Source organism: Marinobacter nanhaiticus D15-8W (assembly GCF_036511935.1).
Taxonomy (GTDB): Bacteria; Pseudomonadota; Gammaproteobacteria; order Pseudomonadales; family Oleiphilaceae; genus Marinobacter_A; species Marinobacter_A nanhaiticus.
Genome location: NZ_AP028878.1, coordinates 905,754 through 929,512, shown reverse-complemented (window position 1 = coordinate 929,512; position 23,759 = coordinate 905,754). Strand labels below are relative to the sequence as shown.

The following is a 23,759-nucleotide window of genomic DNA, read 5'->3' as shown; positions in this document are numbered from 1 at the left end:
CCGCTCAAAAAAGACCGACGCCCCGGTCGATATATTCGCGGCGCTGCCCTTCGATACCCGTCAACGCCTCTTCCAAATTAACGGTGACGGCGCCGTTAGGGATATTGAAAAACGCGCCGGCCGTGGCCCTGATAAAATCCTCCGGCGTTGGATTTGTCTTCGCCACATCGGCAAGGTATTCCAAATCCTTGGTTTGGATGGAGATAAACGCGCCATCCGATGGCCCGGTGATCTGTCGCCGACCATTAACTTCTTCGATCTCGCCCACCGGCATACTGTTGTAGATTCCCAGATCGAAGCACGCCTCGATGCCGAGCACCTCACATTGTTGGGCTACGACCACGACATCGCAGCCACTCAGCAACGAACAGTTCTCGGTATAGAGCTCTGAACTGAGGGTTGGCGAGATAATGTCGATCAATCCAGCAACCAGGAAGTTCACATCCTCGAGAACGAAACTCTCGCCATTGGGTACACCAATGTATTCAGAGCGTACCGGGTCAAGCGCACCGTAATCTGGTCGATCAGGATCTCCCTGAACGAGCTTCGCTTTCGTCCGCAGCGGACTACTGCCGGCCAATACAGGCGTCAGGAAACCCACCATTTGATCGAAAAGGTTGCCCTGCGAATCAGCAGCGGCGAGCCCCTCGCCCCGATCCAGGATGTCGATACTTATATTGCCGGTCAGTTGCTGGATCGCGCCGGAAAGCACTCCCTCAGCTTCGCCGAAGCCAAAACGGAAGCCTACAATTTCCTCGGTTCCCTCATCGTAGGCGAATTCGAAGTAGGGATTGGAGATCTTGAAAGGAACGATTTCCCCATCCCGGTACGGCGAACCATCTGCCTTAACCTGCCGAGCAGCATCGGGATTGCGCTCGAAATAAGCCGAATCGTAGATATAGCCCAACGAAAAATTATCAATGAGCACATCCGATGAGCCCTCCTTCTCACCTTCGCGCTCGTAACGACCCAACTCAAAGGTATCCGCGTTGGCCTGGAGTTCGATGTCCATCCCCAGATTCACTCGCGTGTAGGATGTATCGTTATCCGGCGAAGGATGGTATTGCCGATCGACCGACACGAAGGCCTGGCCGGTGACTTCAGACATCGCCTCGTCCGAAATGGGCTTCAGCTCGGCATGGGCAACGACGGTAGCCATCATGGCAATGGGCACGGCAATGTATTTTCTGAACATAGTGACATCTCACCCATCGGCGGATTGTTGTTATCAGCCGCCTTGTAGATTAGTTGCTACGCATGAGTGTCTCTGAGTAATGTTGTTGTTCTTCTGGTTAGTTCTTATGCAAAGTGTAGGGGCATTTACAAATTGTCACTGTGCGCGGAGACACAGATTGAAGACTTTGTCGGGATTGTCGGACAGAACGTGAGATTGGCCTTTGGTGGTAGGTTGGGAGTTGTGGTTGTTCGTGGGATCTGGTGAGCGTAGCGAACCGCATCGGTAGTGGATGTAGACGAGGAGGCGTAGAGACGCCAGGACGCCCGGCAACAGCAGCCCGATGGGCAGCAGACGGTGGCCCCGCGCTTTGCTGGCCGAGCCGTGGTCGCTCGGCCTGGCGGCGTCGGTGCGGATAGCCGTAGGTCGTCCTTTCTTGCAGGCAATAAAAAACCCCAGCACGTTGCCGTACTGGGGTTTTGGATTGGGAGCCTGACGATGACCTACTCTCGCATGGGCAGAAGCCACACTACCATCGGCGCTGGTCCGTTTCACTGCTGAGTTCGGGATGGGATCAGGTGGTTCCGGACCGCTATGGTCGTCAGGCAAAAAGGTTGACCACTGGGTGGGACAAGATTGCGCGAGCCGAAGCTCAGCTGAAGCGATTTCCTGCGTTATCCGCAGTTGGCTTGGGTGTTATATAGTCAAGCCGCACGAGCAATTAGTATCGGTTAGCTCAACGCCTCGCAGCGCTTACACACCCGACCTATCAACGTCCTGGTCTTGAACGGCTCTTCAGGGCCCTCGAGGGGCCAGGGAGATCTCATCTTGGAAGGGGCTTCCCGCTTAGATGCCTTCAGCGGTTATCCTGTCCGAACATAGCTACCGGGCAATGCCACTGGCGTGACAACCCGAACACCAGAGGTTCGTCCACTCCGGTCCTCTCGTACTAGGAGCAGCTTTCCTCAAATCTCCAACGTCCACGGCAGATAGGGACCGAACTGTCTCACGACGTTCTAAACCCAGCTCGCGTACCACTTTAAATGGCGAACAGCCATACCCTTGGGACCGGCTTCAGCCCCAGGATGTGATGAGCCGACATCGAGGTGCCAAACACCGCCGTCGATGTGAACTCTTGGGCGGTATCAGCCTGTTATCCCCGGAGTACCTTTTATCCGTTGAGCGATGGCCCTTCCATACAGAACCACCGGATCACTATGACCTGCTTTCGCACCTGCTCGACCTGTCCGTCTCGCAGTCAAGCGGGCTTGTGCCATTACACTAACCGTACGATGTCCGACCGTACTTAGCCCACCTTTGTGCTCCTCCGTTACTCTTTGGGAGGAGACCGCCCCAGTCAAACTACCCACCACACAGTGTCCTCATCCCCGATCAGGGGACCAAGTTAGAACCTCAAACAGGCCAGGCTGGTATTTCAAGGTTGGCTCCACGATGACTGGCGTCACCGCTTCAAAGCCTCCCAGCTATCCTACACAAGCATGCTCAAAGTTCACTGTGAAGCTATAGTAAAGGTTCACGGGGTCTTTCCGTCTAGCCGCGGATACACCGCATCTTCACGGCGATTTCAATTTCACTGAGTCTCGGGTAGAGACAGCGCCCCCATCGTTACGCCATTCGTGCAGGTCGGAACTTACCCGACAAGGAATTTCGCTACCTTAGGACCGTTATAGTTACGGCCGCCGTTTACCGGGGCTTCGATCAAGAGCTTCGCACGAATGCTAACCCCATCAATTAACCTTCCGGCACCGGGCAGGCGTCACACCCTATACGTCCACTTTCGTGTTTGCAGAGTGCTGTGTTTTTAATAAACAGTCGCAGGGGCCTGGTATCTTCGACCGGCTTCGGCTCCACCCGCAAGGGGCTTCACCTACACACCGGCGTGCCTTCTCCCGAAGTTACGGCACCATTTTGCCTAGTTCCTTTACCCGAGTTCTCTCAAGCGCCTTGGTATTCTCTACCTGACCACCTGTGTCGGTTTGGGGTACGGTCTCCCGTGACCTGAAGCTTAGAAGATTTTCCTGGAAGCAGGGCATCAGTAACTTCCCGCCCAATGGGCGGTCGTCATCAGGTCTCAGCATTAAGGGCCCGGATTTGCCTAAGCCCTCTGCCTACACCTTTAAACCGGGACAACCGTCGCCCGGCTTACCTAGCCTTCTCCGTCTCTCCATCGCAGTCACGCGAGGTACGGGAATATTAACCCGTTTCCCATCGACTACACCTTTCGGTCTCGCCTTAGGGGCCGACTCACCCTGCGCCGATTAGCGTTGCGCAGGAACCCTTGGTCTTCCGGCGTGCGGGTTTTTCACCCGCATTATCGTTACTCATGTCAGCATTCGCACTTCTGATACCTCCAGCAGACCTCTCGATCCACCTTCACAGGCTTACAGAACGCTCCCCTACCCCGCATACAATGTATGCAGCCGCAGCTTCGGTAACCAGTTTGAGCCCCGTTACATCTTCCGCGCAGGCCGACTCGACTAGTGAGCTATTACGCTTTCATTAAAGGGTGGCTGCTTCTAAGCCAACCTCCTAGCTGTCTTCGCCTTCCCACATCGTTTCCCACTTAACTGGTATTTAGGGACCTTAGCTGGCGGTCTGGGTTGTTTCCCTTTTCACGACGGACGTTAGCACCCGCCGTGTGTCTCCCGGATAGTACTCACTGGTATTCGGAGTTTGCATCGGTTTGGTAAGTCGGGATGACCCCCTAGCCGAAACAGTGCTCTACCCCCAGTGGCATTCGTCCGAGGCGCTACCTAAATAGCTTTCGGGGAGAACCAGCTATCTCCGGGCTTGATTAGCCTTTCACTCCGATCCACAAGTCATCCCCTGGCTTTTCAACGACAGTGGGTTCGGTCCTCCAGTGCGTGTTACCGCACCTTCAACCTGCTCATGGATAGATCGCCCGGTTTCGGGTCTATGTCCACCGACTAAATCGCCCTATTCAGACTCGGTTTCCCTACGGCTCCCCTAGATGGTTAACCTCGCCACTGAACATAAGTCGCTGACCCATTATACAAAAGGTACGCCGTCACACCCGAAGGTGCTCCGACTGCTTGTACGCATACGGTTTCAGGATCTATTTCACTCCCCTCACAGGGGTTCTTTTCGCCTTTCCCTCACGGTACTGGTTCACTATCGGTCAGTCAGGAGTATTTAGCCTTGGAGGATGGTCCCCCCATATTCAGTCAACGTTTCTCGTGCGCCGACCTACTCGATTTCACTAAACTCAGGTTTCGGATACGGGGCTATCACCCACTATGGCGGCACTTTCCAGAGCCTTCTCCTACCAGTTGTCTAGCTTAAGGGCTAGTCCCCGTTCGCTCGCCGCTACTGAGGGAATCTCGGTTGATTTCTTTTCCTCGGGGTACTTAGATGTTTCAGTTCCCCCGGTTCGCCCTGTACACCTATGAATTCAGTGCACAGTACCTGGCCGAAACCAGGTGGGTTTCCCCATTCAGAGATGCCCGGATCACAGCTTGTTTGCCAGCTCCCCGAGCCTTATCGCAGGCTTCCACGTCTTTCATCGCCTCTGACTGCCAAGGCATCCACCGTATGCGCTTAGTTGCTTGACTATATAACCCCAAACCAACTGTTTAATCTTCGTCTGAAACCGTCATGCCGCGCTGCAGTCTTCGTTCAGTCAGTTACATACGTGTGTATGCGCCTTCCTTCACTCAGCCTGCGCCTTGCCTGACGCCTTCAGCCTCGATTAAACCTGCCGGCAGCCTTTTGTCCTGCCAGCGGTTGATCCAAGATTAAGCAACCCAACGATTAACACCGGATAACGCTTGAAATCGCTATCATTGGATGGGCCATCTCGGAGATAAAGAGATGATCCATCCGGCTTGCAATCTTGTCCGCATTGTTAAAGAGCATGTCTGACCCAGTGATCAGAAAGAAGGGCTTCCGATTGTCATCAATCCGAAACGCTTGTTTCTGCACACTGACCGAAGCCAGGTCTTCGTAAAGTTGGTGGAGCCAGGCAGGATCGAACTGCCGACCTCCTGCGTGCAAGGCAGGCGCTCTCCCAGCTGAGCTATGGCCCCAGTAAAGCTGCCAAGAATTTTGTGAGGCAAGGCATCGAAGTGCGCCGCATAGCCTGCTATGCAAGTACTTCGATAACGCCGCATCACGAAATTCTGGTGGGTCTGGGTGGACTTGAACCACCGACCTCACCCTTATCAGGGGTGCGCTCTAACCACCTGAGCTACAGACCCAATGGTATGGGCCCGCTTAGACCCTATGCTCTCTTTCGGCTGACCAAGTAATTCGTGTGGGCTCTGACCGAAGCGTTCGGCTTCGTTTAAGGAGGTGATCCAGCCGCAGGTTCCCCTACGGCTACCTTGTTACGACTTCACCCCAGTCATGAACCACACCGTGGTGATCGTCCTCCCGAAGGTTAGACTAACCACTTCTGGTGCAATCCACTCCCATGGTGTGACGGGCGGTGTGTACAAGGCCCGGGAACGTATTCACCGCGACATTCTGATTCGCGATTACTAGCGATTCCGACTTCACGCAGTCGAGTTGCAGACTGCGATCCGGACTACGACGCGTTTTAAGAGATTAGCTTGCCCTCGCGGGTTCGCAGCCCTCTGTGCGCGCCATTGTAGCACGTGTGTAGCCCTGGCCGTAAGGGCCATGATGACCTGACGTCATCCCCACCTTCCTCCGGTTTGTCACCGGCAGTCTCCCTAGAGTTCCCACCATCATGTGCTGGCAACTAGGGATAGGGGTTGCGCTCGTTACGGGACTTAACCCAACATCTCACGACACGAGCTGACGACGGCCATGCAGCACCTGTGTTTGGGTTCCCGAAGGCACCCTTCCATCTCTGGAAGGTTCCCAACATGTCAAGGCCAGGTAAGGTTCTTCGCGTTGCGTCGAATTAAACCACATGCTCCACCGCTTGTGCGGGCCCCCGTCAATTCATTTGAGTTTTAACCTTGCGGCCGTACTCCCCAGGCGGTCGACTTAGTGCGTTAACTGCGCCACTAAGACTTCAAGAGTCCCAACGGCTAGTCGACATCGTTTACGGCGTGGACTACCAGGGTATCTAATCCTGTTTGCTCCCCACGCTTTCGCACCTCAGTGTCAGTATTGGTCCAGGTAGCCGCCTTCGCCACTGGTGTTCCTTCCTATATCTACGCATTTCACCGCTACACAGGAAATTCCACTACCCTCTACCATACTCTAGCCTGACAGTTCGAAATGCCGTTCCCAGGTTAAGCCCGGGGCTTTCACATCTCGCTTATCAAACCACCTACGCGCGCTTTACGCCCAGTAATTCCGATTAACGCTTGCACCCTCCGTATTACCGCGGCTGCTGGCACGGAGTTAGCCGGTGCTTCTTCTGTGAGTAACGTCAAGGCGAGCCCGTATTAGGGACCCACTTTTCCTCCTCACTGAAAGTGCTTTACAACCCGAAAGCCTTCTTCACACACGCGGCATGGCTGGATCAGGGTTGCCCCCATTGTCCAATATTCCCCACTGCTGCCTCCCGTAGGAGTTCGGGCCGTGTCTCAGTCCCGATGTGGCTGATCATCCTCTCAGACCAGCTACGGATCGTCGCCTTGGTAGGCTCTTACCCCACCAACTAGCTAATCCGACATAGGCACATCCAATAGCGCAAGGTCCGAAGAGCCCCTGCTTTCTCCCGAAGGACGTATGCGGTATTAATCCGGGTTTCCCCGGGCTATCCCCCACTACTGGGCAGTTTCCTATGCATTACTCACCCGTCCGCCGCTCGTCAGCGGGGAGCAAGCTCCCCCTGTTACCGCTCGACTTGCATGTGTTAAGCCTGCCGCCAGCGTTCAATCTGAGCCATGATCAAACTCTTCAGTTTAAATCATACGGGATCCGAAAATCCCAAATCATGCTCAAGACAAAACTCAATTTCGACGAGTCACTGTCTCGATATTTCGTTGCCGAAATACCTCAGCCAGCGCCCACACGAATTACTTGGTCAACTTTTTAAAGAGCTGGGCCGTTGCCCGATCAAGGCCGCGTATTCTACAGCGAACCGCCACCTTGTCAACCGTTTATTTTTCCGCGTTTCGCGACTTCCGAAACCGCCGAAAACCTCCCGGCTTTACCTCATCAAGGTGGCGCGCATTTTACGCTGAACCGCCGCCTTGTCAACCGTTATTTTGAAGAACCTGAACTCAAATACTTCAAAGAAAACAAACGGTTGCCTTTCGACTCCCGGCCCGCCTCAGTGGCGTGCCCCTCGAAAGAGATGCGCATTCTACAGACCCCACCGGACCTGTAAACCCCTTTCTCAAACTTTTTATCGAATGTCTCGGTTTTCCGAAGTACTCCGATCAAAGAACAAACAAAAACATCCTAATCCGACCAGTAGATAACCACACTGCGAGGCGTTGTATAAAGCTGAACAATTAACTAAAATCCGCGCCACGCTCGTTTCTCGCCCAATAAAAAAGGCCATTCCTGATTCGGGAATGGCCTTTCTACCTTCCTTCAGCAAACGGACTCGGTAATCACCTTTTTAGCGGTTCGGTGATCCTTGCAGTTCGAGCACTGCCAAATACAGATCCCCTTTGCTCAAACTCATCATTCAACGATGATGACCCGAGCTATTTTTTTCTTGCCCGCCTGGATCACAAAATCCTCGCCCCGGGTAAACATGCGTTCGTCCTTCAGCTGTTCACCATCAATATAGACCGCGCCTCGACCAAAAACGTCTTTAGCCGCCTTGCCGTTCTGCGCCAAACCCGCCTCACGGAGCAGTGACACCACATGAATGCCTTCACGATCCCCCAGGGAAACCGACACTTCCGGAACGTTATCGGGAATATCCCCCAACGCTACCTGATTACCCGCTGACTTGTGCGCATTCTTTGCCGCCTCCTCATCGTGGAAACGGGTGATAATCTCTTCAGCCAGCAGCCGCTTGTAGTCCTGAGGATTGGCCCCACCCTCTACAGCCTTACGGAACTCTTCCACTTCCGCCAGCGGTCGGAAGCTCAATAGCTCGAAGTAACGCCACATGAGGTTATCGGGAATGGACAGGAGCTTGGTAAACATCTCTCCCGGGGAATCGTTGACGCCCACATAGTTGTTGAGCGACTTGGACATCTTCTGTACGCCGTCCAGACCTTCGAGGATCGGCATAGTGATAATGACCTGCGGCTCCTGGCCGTAGCGGCTCTGGACGGTGCGCCCCATACCCAGATTAAAACGCTGATCAGTACCCCCAAGCTCGACATCCGCCTCAAGCGCCACCGAATCGTAACCCTGGACCAGGGGATACAGGAACTCGTGGATCGCGATCGGCTGATTTGCATCGTAGCGCTTGGAGAAATCGTCACGCTCAAGCATCCGCGCGACGGTACTCTGGCCAGCCAGACGGATCATGTCGGCGGCCGACATCGTGTTCATCCAATCGGAGTTGAATGCGACCGTGGTCTTTTCCGCATCCAAGATCTTGAAGACCTGCTCTTTATAGGTCAGCGCGTTCTGCGAAACCTGCTCAGGCGTCAGCGGCGGACGCGTTGCACTCTTGCCGGTGGGGTCACCAATCATGCCGGTGAAATCACCGATCAGGAAAATCACCTCGTGCCCCAAGTCCTGGAACTGGCGCAACTTGTTAATAAGGACGGTATGCCCCAGATGCAGATCCGGCGCAGTGGGATCGAATCCCGCCTTGATCCGCAGACGACGCCCGGATTTTAACTTCTCGATCAGCTCCTCTTCGGGCAGAAGTTCGTCAACGCCACGTTTGATCTGCGCCAAGGCATCGTCGATTGCGGTCATCATCCTTCCTTTATCTACCAATCTGCTTTAACAAAGTTCTACACAACGATTCAGTGCGTTACCCGTGTACCTGATACAGTTCACCCTGTTTATTTTTTGGCCAAACAATAATAGGCTTCTGCCTCATGAAGCCGGCGCATTATATCAGGGACGAACAAAAAAGACCGGGAGCGTTACGATAACGACCGTCTGACGTTAACGCACACGCTTTTTATGGTATTTTGCTTGCACTATACTTCAGACTGACTCTAATTATTTGACACAACTTGCAGAAGTGTCGGGAAAAACAGGTAATAACGTGCTCAACAACTTTCCTAAGAAGCATCTTTTTGCCGTCGGGGCATTGGGTGTTGTTATTGGGCTGGGCCTGGCTCTAAGCCCCAGCACACCGGTAGAAGCGGGCCGCGTATCGGTTTCGCTTGACCTGGAAAATGACCAGACCCGGGCCCTGACGCCTGCAAATGACGAGCAAACCGAACAAGCAAGCGAGCCGGCAGAAGCTTCCACTGCAGATAATACGGTCGATGCAGCTGAAGAGGCAGCAGCCGTCGCCAAGGCCGTTGAGCAAGGGGAAGAAACCTCCCCTGAGGTAAAAACGGCCCAGGCAGAGGCACCCAAGACTGATGTACCGAAAGAACCGCAGCTTGAGTGGAGCTCGTTCAAGATCAAAAGCGGCGACAGCCTGTCTTCCCTGTTCAAGAAAGCTGGGTTCAGTAGCAGCTTGATGATGTCCGTTATTCACGGCGAAGGGGAGGCCAAGAAGCTGGAGCGTCTGTACGCCGGGGAAACCATTGCCTTTGCCTCGAACAGCGAAGGCGAGCTGGAACAGATCAAGCTGGAGCGTAATCGCCTGGAATCCCTGGTCATCAAGCGCGGTGACGAAGGATTCACCGGAGACATCGTGATGCGCGAGCCGGAAGCCCGTCCGGTATTCGGCCACGGTGAGATCGACGGGTCTCTTTATCTCGCGGGCAAAGAAGCGGGGCTTAGCGATCGACTGACCATGGAACTGGCCGGCATTTTCGGTTGGGACATCGACTTCGTATACGATATCCGCAAGGGCGACCGCTTCGAAGTACTTTACGAGGAGCTCTACCTCGACGGCGAGAAAATCGACACCGGCCGCATCCTTGCCGCCAAATTCACCAACCGGGGTGAAGATGTTACCGCCCTGCTGTATACCGACAAAGACGGCAACACCGACTACTACACGCCGGATGGCCACAGCCTGCGTAAGGCTTTCCTACGTACGCCGATCAATGCCCGAGTATCTTCGCCATTCAACCTGCAGCGCCGCCATCCGGTACTAGACGTGGTACGTCCGCATGAGGGTACCGACTACGCCGCGCCTCCAGGCACCCCAATCAAGGCAGCAGGCGACGGTCGCATTCGCTTCTCTGGCTGGAAAGGTGGCTACGGTCGCACCGTGGTCATCCAGCATGGCGACAACATTTCGACCTTGTACGCCCATATGCGCGCGATCGCCAAGGGCGTCCGCAATGGCGCCAAGGTCAAGCAGGGCCAGACTGTAGGCTATGTCGGCGCTTCCGGCATGGTGACCGGCCCACACCTGCATTACGAATTCCGGGTCAATGGCTCACCGCGCAATTCCCGTACTGTCAAGCTGCCCGATGCTACGCCAGTACCCAAGTCGGAAATGGCTGCGTTCAAGGAAACCGTCCAGCCCCTACTGACTGCCCTCAACGAGTCGAGTGGCGAGCGGCAGATCGCTCTGGGCCCCGAGAGCGATTAAAGCGTGAACACGCCAGCCTACATCGGGCTCATGTCGGGAACCAGCATGGATGGCATCGACGCCGTGCTGGTTTCCTTTTTACCGAATGAACTGAAAATCCACGCCACCTACTCGCTCCCCTACACCGACACCCTGCGCCAGCGCCTGACGCGTGCCTGCCTTAACCAAGCCACGCCCGATGAAATCGGTGAACTGGACCATGAACTGGGCGAACTCTTCAGCCAGACCGCGCTGGGCGTTATGGACGAGGCTGGCGTTAGCGCCGGTGAGGTCACGGCTATTGGCAGCCATGGGCAAACGCTGAGACATCAACCTTCGGGAAAGAGCCCGTTTACCCTACAGATTGGTGACCCAAACATCATCGCCGAGCGCACCGGCGTGACGACCATTGCCGACTTCCGGCGCCGGGACCTGGCCGCCGGCGGCCAGGGTGCGCCGCTGGTGCCGGCCTTCCACCAGTCCTACTTCAGCACGCCGGCCGAAGCCCGTTGCATCATTAATATTGGCGGCATCGCTAATATAACCTGGTTGCCGGGCAGGCCACAGGAGCCGGCACTCGGCTTCGATACCGGCCCCGGTAACGCATTGATCGACGCCTGGAGCCACAACCAGACTGGCCGACTCTTCGACGATGACGGCCACTGGGCCCGGACCGGAGAAATCAATGAGAGCCTGCTTGAGGATATGCTAAGCGACGCCTATTTTGGCCGTCCGGCTCCGAAGAGCACCGGCAAGGAAAGGTTCAACATCTCCTGGGTGGAGACCGTGGTGGCCCGCCATCCAGACGTCGCGCCAGCCGACATCCAGTGCACGCTGGTGGAGCTGACGGCTCGAACTATCGCGATGCAACTGCCCGAGGCCGATCAACTGAAGCTGTTTATCTGCGGCGGTGGAGCCCGTAACAGCTTCCTGCTAGAGCGGCTACAGAATGCAGCCCCGGCGGCAAGGATCGAAACGACCCAGGTCCTCGGGCTGGATCCACAGTGGGTAGAAGGCGTGGCCTTCGCCTGGCTGGCGATGCGCACCCTGGGTCACGAACCCGGTAACCTGCCCGCCGTGACGGGCGCCAGCGGCGACCGCATCCTCGGCGCCATCTACCAAGCCTGAACACGTTTTTGGACCTAAAACGAGAACGGCCCGAGGCGTATCGCTCCCGGGCCGTCTTCCTCTAATTCGTGTGGTACTCGGTTCAGCTACTCAATCTAATCCGGCGCCCTTTCATATCTACGCGTTGCGTCACACCTGATGCGTTTCGATCACCCTGGACACCTAATCAAATAGAGAACGATGAGCCGCAACCGCAGGTCGTAGTCGCATTAGGGTTCTGCACGACGAACTGGGATCCCTGGAGCCCCTCTTGATAATCGATCGTCGCACCGATCAAATACTGATAGCTCATCGGGTCCACCAGTAGCGAAACACCATCTTTCTCGATGATCGTGTCGTCCTCTTCCTGATCCTCATCAAACGAGAAACCATACTGGAAGCCGGAGCAACCGCCACCGGTAACAAATACACGAAGCTTCAGATCGGGATTTTCCTCCTCCTCGACCAGCTCCCGAACCTTAGCCACGGCGTTGTCGCTGAAAAATAGCGGTGTGGCTATCTGTTCCTGAACTGCACTCAAGGTCGCCTCCTGGGTTATACAAAAGCGGCTATCGCTGGATTATCCAATTCCCGACCAAAACAGTCAATTATTCACCCTTACCCGGGGCCCGTTCCTGCTCGGAGACCTGCTCCTCTTTGGCAACGGCGACCTTCTCGGAGGCCTTGGTATTTCCCGAAGGCTTCTCCTTGCCGGACTGCCCCAGCAGGCCAACCGGTTCTTTCTGATGAACCAGGTTACCATTGACCGAGGCGCCCATCGCCATCTGAATCAGGTTGTAATAGACATTACCGTTAATGGAGGCTTTTTGCGCCAGCTCAAGGTGCTCGGAAGCATAAACATCGCCGTGCACCGTGCCGTTGATGATCACCCGGGGGGCAATGATATCGCCCTCGACAGCACCCACTTCTGAAATCCTCAATACGGCGCTGGAGCCCTCCTCCGCCATTACCTTACCGCGGATGCGCCCATCTACATGCAGGCCGCCGGAAAACTCGACATCGCCCGACACATTGGTCTTGCTGGAAATCAGGGTATCGAAATGCCCCGTGGTCGGTTTGCGTGCCTTCTGCTTCTTGTTGCCCAGCATGCCTTAGCTCTCCAATAACAATTGCCAGTCAAATGTTCGTTCGCTGCGTGACGCTTTCTTCCCCTCCGCCTTGGCCACCACCTGGATTTCCAGCGGTGTGAAGTCGGCCGGCAAGGTCATGACGCCCTCCACGTCCTGGAAATAGCGGTAGCGAAACCGCACACCCAGATCTTCGATATCCTTCGACAGATCGCGAAGCGCGATCACTTGGCGCTCTCCCCCCTTCTCACCTATGACGTTGACGGCGACGAAGCCGGCGATATAGCTGCGGTTGTCACCCACTTGCGTCAATACCAGCTTGAAGGCATAAGTCCCGTCGGAACGACGTTTATCAAGCTCGAAACGCTGGATCTGGAGTCCGGTAGCCGTTTCAGATGGCGCCATGATGTTCTTGTAGAACGTCAGGTCGGAATTCAGGGAGACCATCTTCGATTCCAACTGGGAAATGGTCTCGCGTGCCTGTTTCAGGGCTTGCTGATCGATGCGATTGCCCCGCTCCAGATTGATCATCTTCTGCTGCAAATCGGTATGTTGTTCGCGCAGTTTAGACAATTCCGACGAAAGTACCGACCGGGTTTTCGCCATGTCAGTGAAGCGGAAACCGCCCTGCGCCATACCGGTCATGTAGCCGAGAACAGCCGCCCCTACGCTAAAGGTAAGAAGAATCAAAAATCGCCGGATGCGGCGGCCGGGCCGGTGCCTGACGACGACATACTCACCCCGGTGCTCTTTGCCTGAAGCCAAAACCGTTCTCCGTCAGGGCAACAAGGCCGGTGCATCGAGTCCTGCGGTTTCATCGATACCGAACATGATGTTCATGTTCTGTACAGCCTGGCCCGCAGCACCTTTCACCAGGTTGTCGATCACCGAGGAGACAATCACCACGGGACTGTTCTCCTGGCGATGCAAAGCCATGCGGCAATGGTTGGCGCCGCGTACGCTGCGGGTTTCCGGATGGGCGCCATAGGGCATGACGTCCACAAAAGGCTCATTAGCAAAACGCTCTTCGTAGAGCGACTGTAGTGTGTCGAAAATGGCCGGATCGCGCACCTCAGCATAAAGCGTCGCTTCGATACCACGAATCATCGGCAGCAGATGCGGCACGAAGGTCACACCAACGCGTCCACCCGCCGCAATTTCCAGGCCCTGACGAATTTCCGGCAGATGGCGGTGGCCGGAGGCACCATAGGCCTTGAAGCTCTCACCGATCTCGCCGTGCAGCATCCCAATCTTGCCCTGGCGTCCGGCACCACTGGCGCCGGACTTGGCATCGGCGATCAGACGGGACGGATCGACCAGGCCTTTCTCCAGTAGCGGCAGGAAACCCAGCTGAACCGCTGTAGGGTAGCAACCGGGATTGGCCACCAGTTTCGCATCGCGGATCTGGTCGCGGAAGACTTCCGGCAGACCATAGACCGCTTTTTCCGCCCACTCGACGGATTCGTGGGGCATACCATACCAAGCCGCCCACACGTCGAGATCACGGATACGGAAATCGGCGGACAGATCCACGACCCGCGTACCGGCGGCGATCAGCTTTGGCGCGGTACGCATGGCTACACCATGAGGCGTGGCGAAGAACACCAGGTCGCAGGCTGCGAGTCGCTCTTCATCCGGCTCGGTAAACTCGAGATCAAAGTAGCCGCGCAGGTTGGGATACATATCGGCTACGGGCTGCCCCGCCTCGGATCGCGAGGTAATCATCGTCACCTCGGCCTGGGGATGTGTCGCCAGGATCCGCAAGAGCTCAACGCCGGTGTAGCCGGTTCCACCCACAATGCCCACTTTGATCAACGTGCCGTCCTCCTCATGTTCGCGGGTCGCCAGATCCGGGGTACGTCTGGATAATAGACAGGTAACGATACGTGTCCAGGCCCCGGAAACCAGCCGCAAGTCTAACATGATAATCGTCCGGCTTTTGGCACCCTATAGAAGGCTGGTTACAATACACCAAGTTATTGTCACTATTCGTTTCCTGAGTTCTTCGTTCGCTGAGTTTTGATCCCCGACCGATAGCGGTCCGCCGGATCAATCAACATTCGATTCCGATAACAGGCAGTCCGGCACATGGACAAAATCAAGCGACGTATTAACGATGAGCTGATTCCGATGTTTCGGCGGCGGTTGTCAGGCGTGGACGCGCTGCCCCAACTGGCGCTCCTTGGCCTGTTCGCGGGCATCGTCACTGGCCTGGTTATCCTGCTCTTCCGTCTGGCGATCGAATGGCCGCTAGCGACCTTTCTCCCGGCCCGCCATGACGAAGCCTTTGAAAGCCTCGATTTAGTGACCCGGGGCCTGCTGCCATTGGCCGGGGCACTGACACTGGGCGTCCTCATGCATCGCCTGGCGATCTCCGACCGCAAGGTCGGGGTGACCTACGTCATGGAACGCCTCAACTATCATCAGGGCTATATCTCGCTGCGTAGCGCGGTCATCCAGTTCGTCTTCGGGGTCGGCACCGTATTGACGGGGCAGTCCTCCGGCCGGGAAGGGCCAGCGGTGCATTTGGGCGCGGCTTTTTCCAGCCTGCTGGGCCAGTGGATGAAGCTACCCAACAACAGTATCCGCACGCTGGTGGCCTGCGGTTGCGCGGCAGCGATCTCAGCGTCGTTCAACACGCCCATCGCCGGGGTAATCTTCGCCATGGAAGTGGTGATGATGGAATACACCATTGCCGGCTTCACCCCAGTCATCCTGGCGTCGGTGAGTTCTGCCGTGGTGACCCAGGCGGCGTACGGCTCGGAACCTGCCTTCAGCGTGCCCCCGCTGACCATGAACTCCCTGCTGGAGATCCCCTGGATCCTCGCCATCGCCCTGGTCATCGGTGTTGCCTCCGCCGCCTTCGTGCGTTTGCTGGTGCTCTCGACCCGGTTCAACCAGCGGCCAATCCTGCTAAGGATGACCGTGGCGGGACTGTTGATGGTACCTGCCGCCATCCTGCTGCCGGAAATCATGGGTATCGGCTATGACACGGTCAGTGAAGCCATCCACGGACAGCTGCCAATCCTCCTCCTGCTGGCTATTGCCATTACCAAGCTGGTCATCACTGCGGTCACCATCGGCCTGGGCATGCCCAGCGGCCTGATCGGCCCGACTATCTTTATCGGCGCCACTATTGGCGGGGCGATGGGCCTGATTGGCGCAGCAGCAGCACCGAACTATGCCTCGAGCGCTGGTTTCTATGCCATGCTGGGCATGGGTGCGATGATGGGGTCCGTATTACAGGCGCCCCTTGCGGCGCTGATGGCGCTGCTTGAGCTGACCCGCAACCCGAACATCATCCTTCCCGGCATGCTGGTCATTACTGTTTCAAGCCTGGTGGCCAGCGAGGTTTTCGGTCAGCGCTCAATATTCCTCTCGGTCCTCAAGAGCCAAGGTCTGAGCTACCAGAACTCGCCCATCATCCAAGCCCTACGGCGAGTTTCCGTGGGCGCGATCATGGAACGCAGTATCCGCCGCACCAATCGGCGTATCACCGCCGAAAAGGCCCGGGAAATCCTCAAGAGCGAACCTCGATGGCTTATCGTAGACGGCCAGAACGGCCCGACCGCGCTGCTGCCCGCCGTCGACATGGCACGGTACCTGGAGGATCACGCGGAACAACTGATGCCGAACGACGATAAACCCGACGAGATCCCCGAGTTAGACCTGATGGAAATCCCGGCCAATCGACGGGATCTGGCCCCCATTCCCTACCAGGCTACGCTCGAGGAAGCCATGGAGCAGTTCGCCAGCAGCCAGGCGGAAGCGCTCTATGTCCAACGCCACGCGGCGCCGATGATCCAGCGCATTATCGGCGTGGTACTCAGAAGCGAAATCGAAAGCTACTATCAATATCGCAAAGAGTAGCGATCAATACCGCAAAGAATAACGACGACACCGAAAGGAATGAATGCATGCTCTGGGTGAAAGCCTTCCATATCATCGCCATGGTCTGCTGGTTCGCCGGCATCTTTTACCTGCCGCGACTATTCGTCTATCACGCCAGCGCCCAGGATGAGACAGGGCGCGAGCGGTTCAAGATTATGGAGCGCAAGCTTTACCGGGGCATTGCCACGCCCTCGATGGTCGTCACCGTCGTTCTCGGGTTTTGGCTGATCAGCTATAACCCGGCCGGTTATTTCAGTCAGGGCTGGCTTCATGCGAAACTGGCGCTGGTCGCTGTCCTGGTGGCCTATCATTTTTATTGTGGCCATCTGGTCAAGGTCTTTCGCGACGACGCCAATCGGCGGTCGCATGTTTTCTACCGCTGGTTTAACGAGTTCCCGGTTCTGATCCTGATCGCCGTGGTCATTCTCGTAACCGTGAAACCTTTCTGAATCTATCCGACACAAGGTCGTGCTATGAACCAACGTCCACACGTGCTGATCCTGTCGGGACTTGATCCCTCCGGCGGCGCCGGCATTCAGGCGGATATCCAGGCGATCACCGCCCTCGGCTGCCACCCGTTACCGGTCATAACCTGCCTGACTGTGCAGGATACCCTAAATGTCTACAACGCCGAGGCCATCAACGCCGATATGATCCGCCAGCAGCTGGAGTGCCTGTCAGCCGACGTGCCGATACACGCGATCAAGACCGGTGCACTGGGTAGCGCGGCCATCGTCGACGTGCTGGTCCAGTTCGTTGAGGACAAGCAAGACATTCCGCTGATCGTGGACCCGGTCATCAAGGCTGCTGGCGGCGGTGAGCTGGCCGATGAAGCTCTGGTGAGCGCGATGAAGGAGCGACTGTTCCCCATCGCCGATGTGATCACGCCCAACGGGGTGGAACTGGCGCAGCTTGGCGGCATCGAGAACGAACGTAGCGCCGCAGAAACCCTGATCGCCCAGGGCTGCCCCGCCGTTCTCACCACCGGCGGCCACGGTGACGAACCACAGATTACCAACCGGCTGCACCGGCCCGGCAGCCCGGACGCCGAGTGGAAACTCGAACGGCGCGGCGGCGAATACCACGGCTCAGGCTGTACCCTGGCAGCTGCGATTGCCGCAGGCCGCGCCCAAGGCCTGGACCTGGACAGCGCCATCGAACAGGCGCAGGGCTATGTCTCCAAAGCTATCGAACACGCTCTGACCGTCGGACGCGGTCAGCCCGTTCCCGACCGCGGCGGGGCGGCGGCCACGTCATGACACCCTCGAAATATAGCCTCCGCCCTGGGCTCTATGCCATCACCGACCCGGATCTCTTGCCGGATAAGCGACTGGTTCCAGCGGTCGAGGCCGCGCTGCGCGGCGGAGCGGTGATGGTGCAGTATCGGGACAAGACATCCGGGCCGTCCGATCGTCTCCGTCGTGCCAGCGACTTGCTCTCCGTCTGCAGAAACGCTCACGTTCCTCTATTGATCAATGACGACCCGGAACTGGCCAAACGCATCGGCGCCGCCGGCGCTCACCTGGGCCAGGAAGATGGCGAGCTCCGCGCCGCCCGCGACCTGCTGGGACCAGATGCGATCATCGGCCAGACCTGTCATGCCAGCCTCGACCTGGCGGAAGCTGCAGTCAAGTCTGGCGCCGACTATCTCGCCTTCGGGCGTTTCTTTCCGTCGATGACCAAACCGGGCGCCCCTGCCGCAACACCAGAGATCTTGCAGCAGGCACAGCAATATCGGCTACCGCTCAGTGCAATCGGCGGCATCACCCTGGAGAACGCCCCTCTACTGATCGCCCAAGGCGCCGACCTGCTGGCCGTCATTGGCGGGCTCTTCGGCACCGACGATGTGGAAGCCCGGGCCCGCGCCTTTACCGAACTTTTCAACACCTGATTTTTCCGTCCCCTTATCTTCAATCCATTAACGGGAGTCCTCCTGATGACACAGTCCGAAACCCTTTTCGAAAACGCCCAGCGTTACATTCCCGGCGGCGTCAATTCCCCGGTCCGGGCGTTCAAGGGCGTGGGTGGCACCCCCATCTTCATCAAGACCGCCAAGGGCGCCTACCTGTACGATGAAGACGACAAGCGCTATATCGACTACATAGGCTCCTGGGGCCCGATGATCCTGGGCCATCGCGACCAGCGAGTGATCGACGCCCTGCACGCGCAGATCGACGTCGGCGTCGGTTACGGTGCGCCCACGGCTATCGAGACCGCGATGGCCAAGAAAATCTGCGAGATGGTGCCATCCATCGATTTGGTTCGCATGGTCAACTCCGGGACCGAGGCAACCATGAGCGCCATCCGCCTGGCCCGCGGCTACACCGGCCGCGACAAGGTCGTCAAGTTCGAGGGCTGCTACCACGGCCACGTAGATTCGCTACTTGTAAAGGCCGGCTCCGGTGCGCTGACGCTCGGGGTACCGAATTCGCCGGGCATTCCCGCGAGTCTGGCTGAGCATACCCTCACGGTTAACTTCAACGACATCGAAAGCGTGCGTAAAGTTTTCGCGGAAATGGGTGACGAGATTGCCGCCGTGATCGTCGAACCGGTGGCAGGTAACATGAACTGCATCCCGCCGGTACCGGGCTTCCTGGAAGGCCTGCGCAATGTCTGTGACCAGCATGGCAGCGTGCTGATCTTCGATGAGGTGATGACCGGCTTCCGCGTGTCGCGCGGTGGCGCGCAGGAACGTTATGGCGTGACACCGGACCTCACCTGCCTGGGTAAGGTCATCGGTGGCGGCCTACCCGTCGGCGCCTTTGGCGGTAAGCGTGAAATCATGTCTCATATCTCGCCGCTAGGGCCGGTATACCAGGCGGGCACACTCTCCGGTAACCCCCTAGCCATGCGAGCGGGCTTAACGACCCTGGAAGCGATTTCGGAGCCGGGCTTTCACGACCATTTAACCGAGAAGACCAACATACTGCGTGACGGTTTCAAGCGTGCAGCGGACGCCGCGGATATCCCGTTGGTGGTCCAGAGCGCCGGCGCCATGTTCGGCTTCTTCTTCACCGACCAAAACCAGGTGACCAGCTTCGGCGAAGTCATGAACTGCGATGCCGAACGTTTCAAGCACTTCTTCCAAGGCATGCTGAAAGAGGGCATCTACTTGGCGCCGTCTGCCTTCGAGGCCAGCTTCACCTGCGCTGCCCTGTCGGACGAGGATATCGAGCAAACCCTCGCTGCTGCCGAAAGAGTCATGAAAACCCTGCCGTAAGGGTATCTAGCGCCGGCTACCTTGGTAGTCGGCGTTTTCCGTTCAGTCGTCTTTTTGGTAGCACCTGTCCTTCTGGTCATACCGGGCCACCTCCGAGACGCACGTCACATCCCGCCACGCCCTTGCCAGCCTCGCATTGACTTCGACTCGCTGCTGTCCAAAAAATGGACAGGCATAACAACAAAGATGTCTGCGCTCCGCCTGCACCGATCACAAGGATGCGAATGCCAAGATAACCAAATTGCAGTGGGCTATAGGATCACGCCATCGTGCGGCGCGTCCGCAGTTTGACAACAAACACAAGAACCAAACTGTAGGAAAGCCAACAATGAAACAGTGCCTGAGACTGGTCGCACTCGCGGCCCTTATGGTGGCGTGGTCGATGCCTGCCAATGCCTGGTGGTGGGACGCCACACCCTCCGACTACGCCGATACCCGTTACCCCATCGTTCTGGTCCATGGAATGTTCGGTTTCGACGATATTGCCGGTTACGACTACTGGTACGGCATCCCCGAAGATTTGCGCAGCTACGGCGCGACGGTCTATCTGACCCAGGTTCCGGCGCTGGATACTTCGATCCAGCGTGGCGAAGCGCTGCTGCCCCAAATCGAGGCCATTGCGGCGGTACACGGCAAGGTCAACCTGTTGGGCCATAGCCACGGCGGACCGACCGCACGCTATGTCGCCCGGGTCCGGCCTGACCTGGTTGCCTCCGTTACATCGGTAGGCTCTCCGCACAAGGGGTCGCCGGTCGCCGACCTGATTTCCGGCACGCCTATCGAGAACCCGGTTGCCGGACTGGCCAACGTCCTCGGCGGACTCATAGACCTGCTTTCCGGAGGTGGCTATGATCAGGATTTCTCCGCGAGTGTCTACTCACTTTCCGCCCAGGGCAGCGCCGAGTTCAATAACTTCGCGCCAGCGGGTATTCCGACATCAGCCTGTGGCGAAGGCGCCCATAGTGCCAACGGTATCCGCTTCTACTCCTGGGGCGGGACGGGGGTGTTGACCAACGCCCTCGATCCGTCGGATGCATTACTGGCAGTGAGTTCTGCGGCCTTCGGCTTCAGCCAGAATGATGGAATGGTGGGTCAGTGCAGCAGCCATTTTGGCGATGTTATCCGGGATGACTACTTTATGAACCACCTGGACGAGGTGAACCAGGCGCTCGGACTGCATAGCCTGTTCGAGACCGATCCCAAGACGGTTTACTTACAGCAGGCCAACCGCCTGAAGAGCGCTGGGCTGTAAAACGGGGCAGCACAGACAAAAAGGGCGGCCAAACTGGCCGCCCTTTCTATATCTCTGGTTGCGAAACGATCAGTTGAAATTGATTTCGGCTTCCTCGCCGGCTTCTACTTCCACCGACTCCGTCTCCACGAATTCAATGGCCTCGTCGACGTCGTTATTATCGATATCGCAGCTGTAGCTCACGGTGTAGTTGCCCTCGCTGAGTAGGGAAGCCTCGTAGCGATAGGTGCCGGGGTCCTCCTCGTCGGTGACTACCGGCACGGCGACAACCGGCTCGGTACCGCTGCCCAGGTCGTCTGGCGAGATATCAACGCCTTCGTAGACATAAACCAGACCAGCGTAATCCTGGGCATTATCGCACTCCACAGCGATAACGGTGGACTCATCCACCGTCCCGGCAATCGAACCTACCTCATCATTGATCACCAGACGCAAAACCGGCCGCAGCAGGTAGTTAGCCAGCGTGCTGTTGGCATTAACCACGGACTTGCGCACGTCAAAATCCAGGGTCAATTCGATCTCGTCGTCCTCGTCAATAGAAAAGCCGGCATTGACTTGTAGCCCTGACTGGGCACCGGACGGGATAGCGAGTGAATAACGGCCTCCATCTTCACCCACAACGTAATGGGCACCGCTTTCGCTGCTCAGGTTCAGCCGTATCCACTCGTAGGACTCGGCGGGCACGTCCTCGTTAGACAGCAACTTCGCCGTTTTACCATTCTGCAACTCGAGCAGATCGTAGGTTTCCGGCTCGTCGAAGGTAAAAACCAGCGCATCCTCGTCAGAAGGTTTGACCTCCACACCGGTCACGGTGATATTCACTTCAGTCAGGTCATCGACAGGAGCATCGGCCAATTCCAGCGTCAACTTGCCCTCTTCGTCTTCATCGATAGTACCGAATTCCCATTCGCAACCACTCAGCGCCAAAGTCACACTCAAACAGAGCAACGCCGTTTTCCAGGTTGCCGATACACAATACTTCATCGAATCACCCTCAAGCATATCCCTATGACCGCGTTTACCTTGTTACCTTCCAAGGTGGCCGCGTTAAGAGAGAACTATTACATAACCCTATTGGCACTGGAACCTACCCGGATGCTCGAAGACGTGAGCATTCAGGGCAAAAAATAACTCAATGTCAGCTGGTAGCTCCGGTTTTCATAGCTGTACTGCGAAAGCGAACTCTCGTTGCGCTCGTATGTCGCATCGAGGACAACAGACCATGCGGCAAGAAAGGCATACTCCATTTGTAATGAAGCGGCATAACGGTCATCGGAACGTTCACCGGACTCGAAGGTCGAGCCGGCCGGAAAGCGGTAGGCATCCTCATAGCGGCTCAGCCGATATTCCAGGGCGCCGCCCACAAGCAGATTCCGGGTGGCCACGTAATCGACTCCCAGTTCAAACTTGTGGCGAGCCGGCGACACATCCACATACTGGGTATATGTACTGAAGTCTTCACGGGCGTTCAGTTCCAGTTCATAGCTGGCTGAACCCCGCCAATCGCCCCAATCAGCCCGGTATCGGCCCAGTGCGTTGTAACGCATGCCGCGGTACGCTTCGTACCCCTCGAAAGGATGAACGCGAGTGATTTCTGCCTTCAACTGACAACGACCGGAGACGCCAGTCGTGCAAGTCCCCCAGCGCCAGTCGCCATAGAGTCCTGTGTGTGTTTCCCTGGAAGCGCTGTCCGCCCAGAAATAGACCTGATCAACCCCGACCCGGCGGCTGGCATTCCCGTCGTCGACGTACCAGCTCACCCCGCCTTTAAGTGCATCGGTATTGTAGGGACGATCGTGGTGATAATGGCGCTGGTAATAGCTGGCCTGCGCCTCGATTCGGGATTCCGAGCCCATGTCGGCATCGAGGTTCATCAGAGGCCCGCGCGTATAGAGCACCAGCTCGTGGTAGGTGTCGTTATCTTCTGAAGCTGCCGTATCGGGTAATAAAGAAAGATTCTCTTCGTAACCCAATCCTGCTGATGCGAATAGCAGCCACGACGTCGCGTGGTCAACTGGGCCCTTTTGAAGATCCAGTTGGCGACGCGCCAGTACGCGTAGATTCGATTCGGTCGCGGTATTCGCGACTTCGAGAAAAAGCCTGTCGGCACGCGCTGCACGACCGGTCGCCTTTGCAATCAAGCCCAGGTTGTATCGGGCCAGATCCCGATGCGGCGTATCGAGCAGGCGTTCAAACGCAGTTTCCGCCCGGCCATAGCGCTCGAGCCTGTAATAGACCACACCCAGGTTGTAGTGCAGGGCAGACGCAGCGTAGCCCATTGCGGCAGCCTGCTCCAAAAGCTCACGCGACCGTTGCAGATCACCGCCCTGGAAGGCTATAACACCTTCGCGGAAAGTCTTGCCAGCGTCTTCTTGTTCGGCGAATGCCGGCGACGCCAACAGGCTAGCGCCGACAAGCATACCGATCCACAACAACGCTGGAACTCGAACCAACGGATAGCTCCCGAAAGCCTGACTGAATTCAGATCACGAAAAAAA

The 23,759-nt window shown here is 57.0% G+C and carries 17 protein-coding genes, 2 tRNA genes and 3 rRNA genes; 9 read left to right on the top strand and 13 right to left on the bottom strand.

Going from position 1 to position 23,759, the window contains the following annotated elements; translation table 11 throughout:
• Positions 1 to 4: 4 nt before the first annotated feature.
• The 6 genes from RE428_RS04200 to RE428_RS04175 form a co-directional block, all read right to left on the bottom strand.
• On the bottom strand, positions 5 to 1,195 hold the full coding sequence (locus RE428_RS04200) for a DUF6160 family protein (RefSeq protein ID WP_004580722.1): 1,191 nt from the start codon (positions 1,193 to 1,195) through the stop codon (positions 5 to 7).
• A 469-nt stretch (positions 1,196 to 1,664) separates the two neighbouring features.
• Positions 1,665 to 1,780: ribosomal RNA gene (rrf, locus tag RE428_RS04195) — 5S ribosomal RNA — on the bottom strand.
• A 94-nt stretch (positions 1,781 to 1,874) separates the two neighbouring features.
• Positions 1,875 to 4,767 (bottom strand): 23S ribosomal RNA (locus RE428_RS04190).
• Between the two features lie 398 nt (positions 4,768 to 5,165).
• Positions 5,166 to 5,241: transfer RNA gene (locus RE428_RS04185), tRNA-Ala, on the bottom strand.
• Between the two features lie 94 nt (positions 5,242 to 5,335).
• Positions 5,336 to 5,412, bottom strand: a tRNA-Ile gene (locus tag RE428_RS04180).
• An 87-nt stretch (positions 5,413 to 5,499) separates the two neighbouring features.
• Positions 5,500 to 7,040: ribosomal RNA gene (locus tag RE428_RS04175) — 16S ribosomal RNA — on the bottom strand.
• The 16S, 23S and 5S rRNA genes sit together here with 2 tRNA genes alongside, the layout of an rRNA operon.
• 144 nt (positions 7,041 to 7,184) lie before the next feature.
• On the opposite strand from RE428_RS04175, the gene RE428_RS04170 reads away from it, so the two are divergent.
• Positions 7,185 to 7,466: a hypothetical protein gene (locus RE428_RS04170; protein WP_004580721.1), complete on the top strand. Its 282-nt coding sequence runs from the start codon at positions 7,185 to 7,187 to the stop codon at positions 7,464 to 7,466.
• A gap of 302 nt (positions 7,467 to 7,768) precedes the next feature.
• On the opposite strand, the gene tyrS is transcribed toward RE428_RS04170, so the two are convergent.
• Positions 7,769 to 8,971 (bottom strand): tyrosine--tRNA ligase, encoded by a 1,203-nt coding sequence (gene tyrS / locus RE428_RS04165; protein WP_004578828.1) that lies wholly within the window; start codon positions 8,969 to 8,971, stop codon positions 7,769 to 7,771.
• 298 nt (positions 8,972 to 9,269) lie between these two features.
• Here tyrS and RE428_RS04160 point away from each other — a divergent pair, with 298 nt between their 5' ends.
• On the top strand, positions 9,270 to 10,724 hold the full coding sequence (locus RE428_RS04160; protein ID WP_004578829.1) for an OapA family protein: 1,455 nt from the start codon (positions 9,270 to 9,272) through the stop codon (positions 10,722 to 10,724).
• Between the two features lie 3 nt (positions 10,725 to 10,727).
• Positions 10,728 to 11,831: an anhydro-N-acetylmuramic acid kinase gene (locus tag RE428_RS04155; RefSeq protein ID WP_081614523.1), complete on the top strand. Its 1,104-nt coding sequence runs from the start codon at positions 10,728 to 10,730 to the stop codon at positions 11,829 to 11,831.
• A gap of 166 nt (positions 11,832 to 11,997) precedes the next feature.
• On the opposite strand, the gene erpA is transcribed toward RE428_RS04155, so the two are convergent.
• From erpA to argC, 4 genes are all read right to left on the bottom strand, one after another.
• Positions 11,998 to 12,351 carry an iron-sulfur cluster insertion protein ErpA gene (gene erpA / locus RE428_RS04150; protein ID WP_004578831.1) on the bottom strand — a complete coding sequence of 118 codons (354 nt, stop codon included), beginning with the start codon at positions 12,349 to 12,351 and terminating at the stop codon, positions 11,998 to 12,000.
• A 67-nt stretch (positions 12,352 to 12,418) separates the two neighbouring features.
• Positions 12,419 to 12,919 (bottom strand): bactofilin family protein, encoded by a 501-nt coding sequence (locus RE428_RS04145; protein ID WP_004578832.1) that lies wholly within the window; start codon positions 12,917 to 12,919, stop codon positions 12,419 to 12,421.
• A gap of 3 nt (positions 12,920 to 12,922) precedes the next feature.
• On the bottom strand, positions 12,923 to 13,663 hold the full coding sequence (locus RE428_RS04140) for a DUF6776 family protein (RefSeq protein WP_004578833.1): 741 nt from the start codon (positions 13,661 to 13,663) through the stop codon (positions 12,923 to 12,925).
• Positions 13,664 to 13,675: 12 nt separating this feature from the next.
• The gene (gene argC / locus RE428_RS04135; protein ID WP_004578834.1) at positions 13,676 to 14,713 is read right to left on the bottom strand and encodes an N-acetyl-gamma-glutamyl-phosphate reductase; all 1,038 of its coding nucleotides are present in this window, start codon (positions 14,711 to 14,713) and stop codon (positions 13,676 to 13,678) included.
• A 273-nt stretch (positions 14,714 to 14,986) separates the two neighbouring features.
• On the opposite strand from argC, the gene RE428_RS04130 reads away from it, so the two are divergent.
• From RE428_RS04130 to RE428_RS04105, 6 genes are all read left to right on the top strand, one after another.
• Positions 14,987 to 16,768 (top strand): chloride channel protein, encoded by a 1,782-nt coding sequence (locus tag RE428_RS04130; protein WP_004578835.1) that lies wholly within the window; start codon positions 14,987 to 14,989, stop codon positions 16,766 to 16,768.
• Positions 16,769 to 16,815: 47 nt separating this feature from the next.
• Entirely contained in the window at positions 16,816 to 17,238 is a 423-nt protein-coding gene (gene hemJ, locus RE428_RS04125) for a protoporphyrinogen oxidase HemJ (RefSeq protein ID WP_004578836.1), read from the top strand.
• Between the two features lie 24 nt (positions 17,239 to 17,262).
• Positions 17,263 to 18,048, top strand: coding sequence for a bifunctional hydroxymethylpyrimidine kinase/phosphomethylpyrimidine kinase (thiD, locus tag RE428_RS04120; protein WP_004578837.1), 786 nt, complete (start codon positions 17,263 to 17,265; stop codon positions 18,046 to 18,048).
• Positions 18,045 to 18,680, top strand: coding sequence for a thiamine phosphate synthase (gene thiE, locus RE428_RS04115; protein WP_004578838.1), 636 nt, complete (start codon positions 18,045 to 18,047; stop codon positions 18,678 to 18,680). The genes thiD and thiE overlap by 4 nt, the downstream gene beginning before the upstream one ends.
• Positions 18,681 to 18,725: 45 nt before the next feature.
• Positions 18,726 to 20,009 carry a glutamate-1-semialdehyde 2,1-aminomutase gene (gene hemL / locus RE428_RS04110; RefSeq protein ID WP_004578839.1) on the top strand — a complete coding sequence of 428 codons (1,284 nt, stop codon included), beginning with the start codon at positions 18,726 to 18,728 and terminating at the stop codon, positions 20,007 to 20,009.
• Between the two features lie 328 nt (positions 20,010 to 20,337).
• Positions 20,338 to 21,261 (top strand): esterase/lipase family protein, encoded by a 924-nt coding sequence (locus RE428_RS04105; protein ID WP_004578840.1) that lies wholly within the window; start codon positions 20,338 to 20,340, stop codon positions 21,259 to 21,261.
• A 69-nt stretch (positions 21,262 to 21,330) separates the two neighbouring features.
• Here the strand turns inward: RE428_RS04105 and RE428_RS04100 are convergent, their stop codons facing one another.
• Together RE428_RS04100 and RE428_RS04095 are read right to left on the bottom strand one after the other, a co-directional pair.
• Positions 21,331 to 22,245 (bottom strand): DUF4382 domain-containing protein, encoded by a 915-nt coding sequence (locus RE428_RS04100; RefSeq protein ID WP_169334044.1) that lies wholly within the window; start codon positions 22,243 to 22,245, stop codon positions 21,331 to 21,333.
• A gap of 131 nt (positions 22,246 to 22,376) precedes the next feature.
• Positions 22,377 to 23,714 (bottom strand): tetratricopeptide repeat protein, encoded by a 1,338-nt coding sequence (locus tag RE428_RS04095; protein WP_154660714.1) that lies wholly within the window; start codon positions 23,712 to 23,714, stop codon positions 22,377 to 22,379.
• Positions 23,715 to 23,759 lie beyond the last annotated feature (45 nt).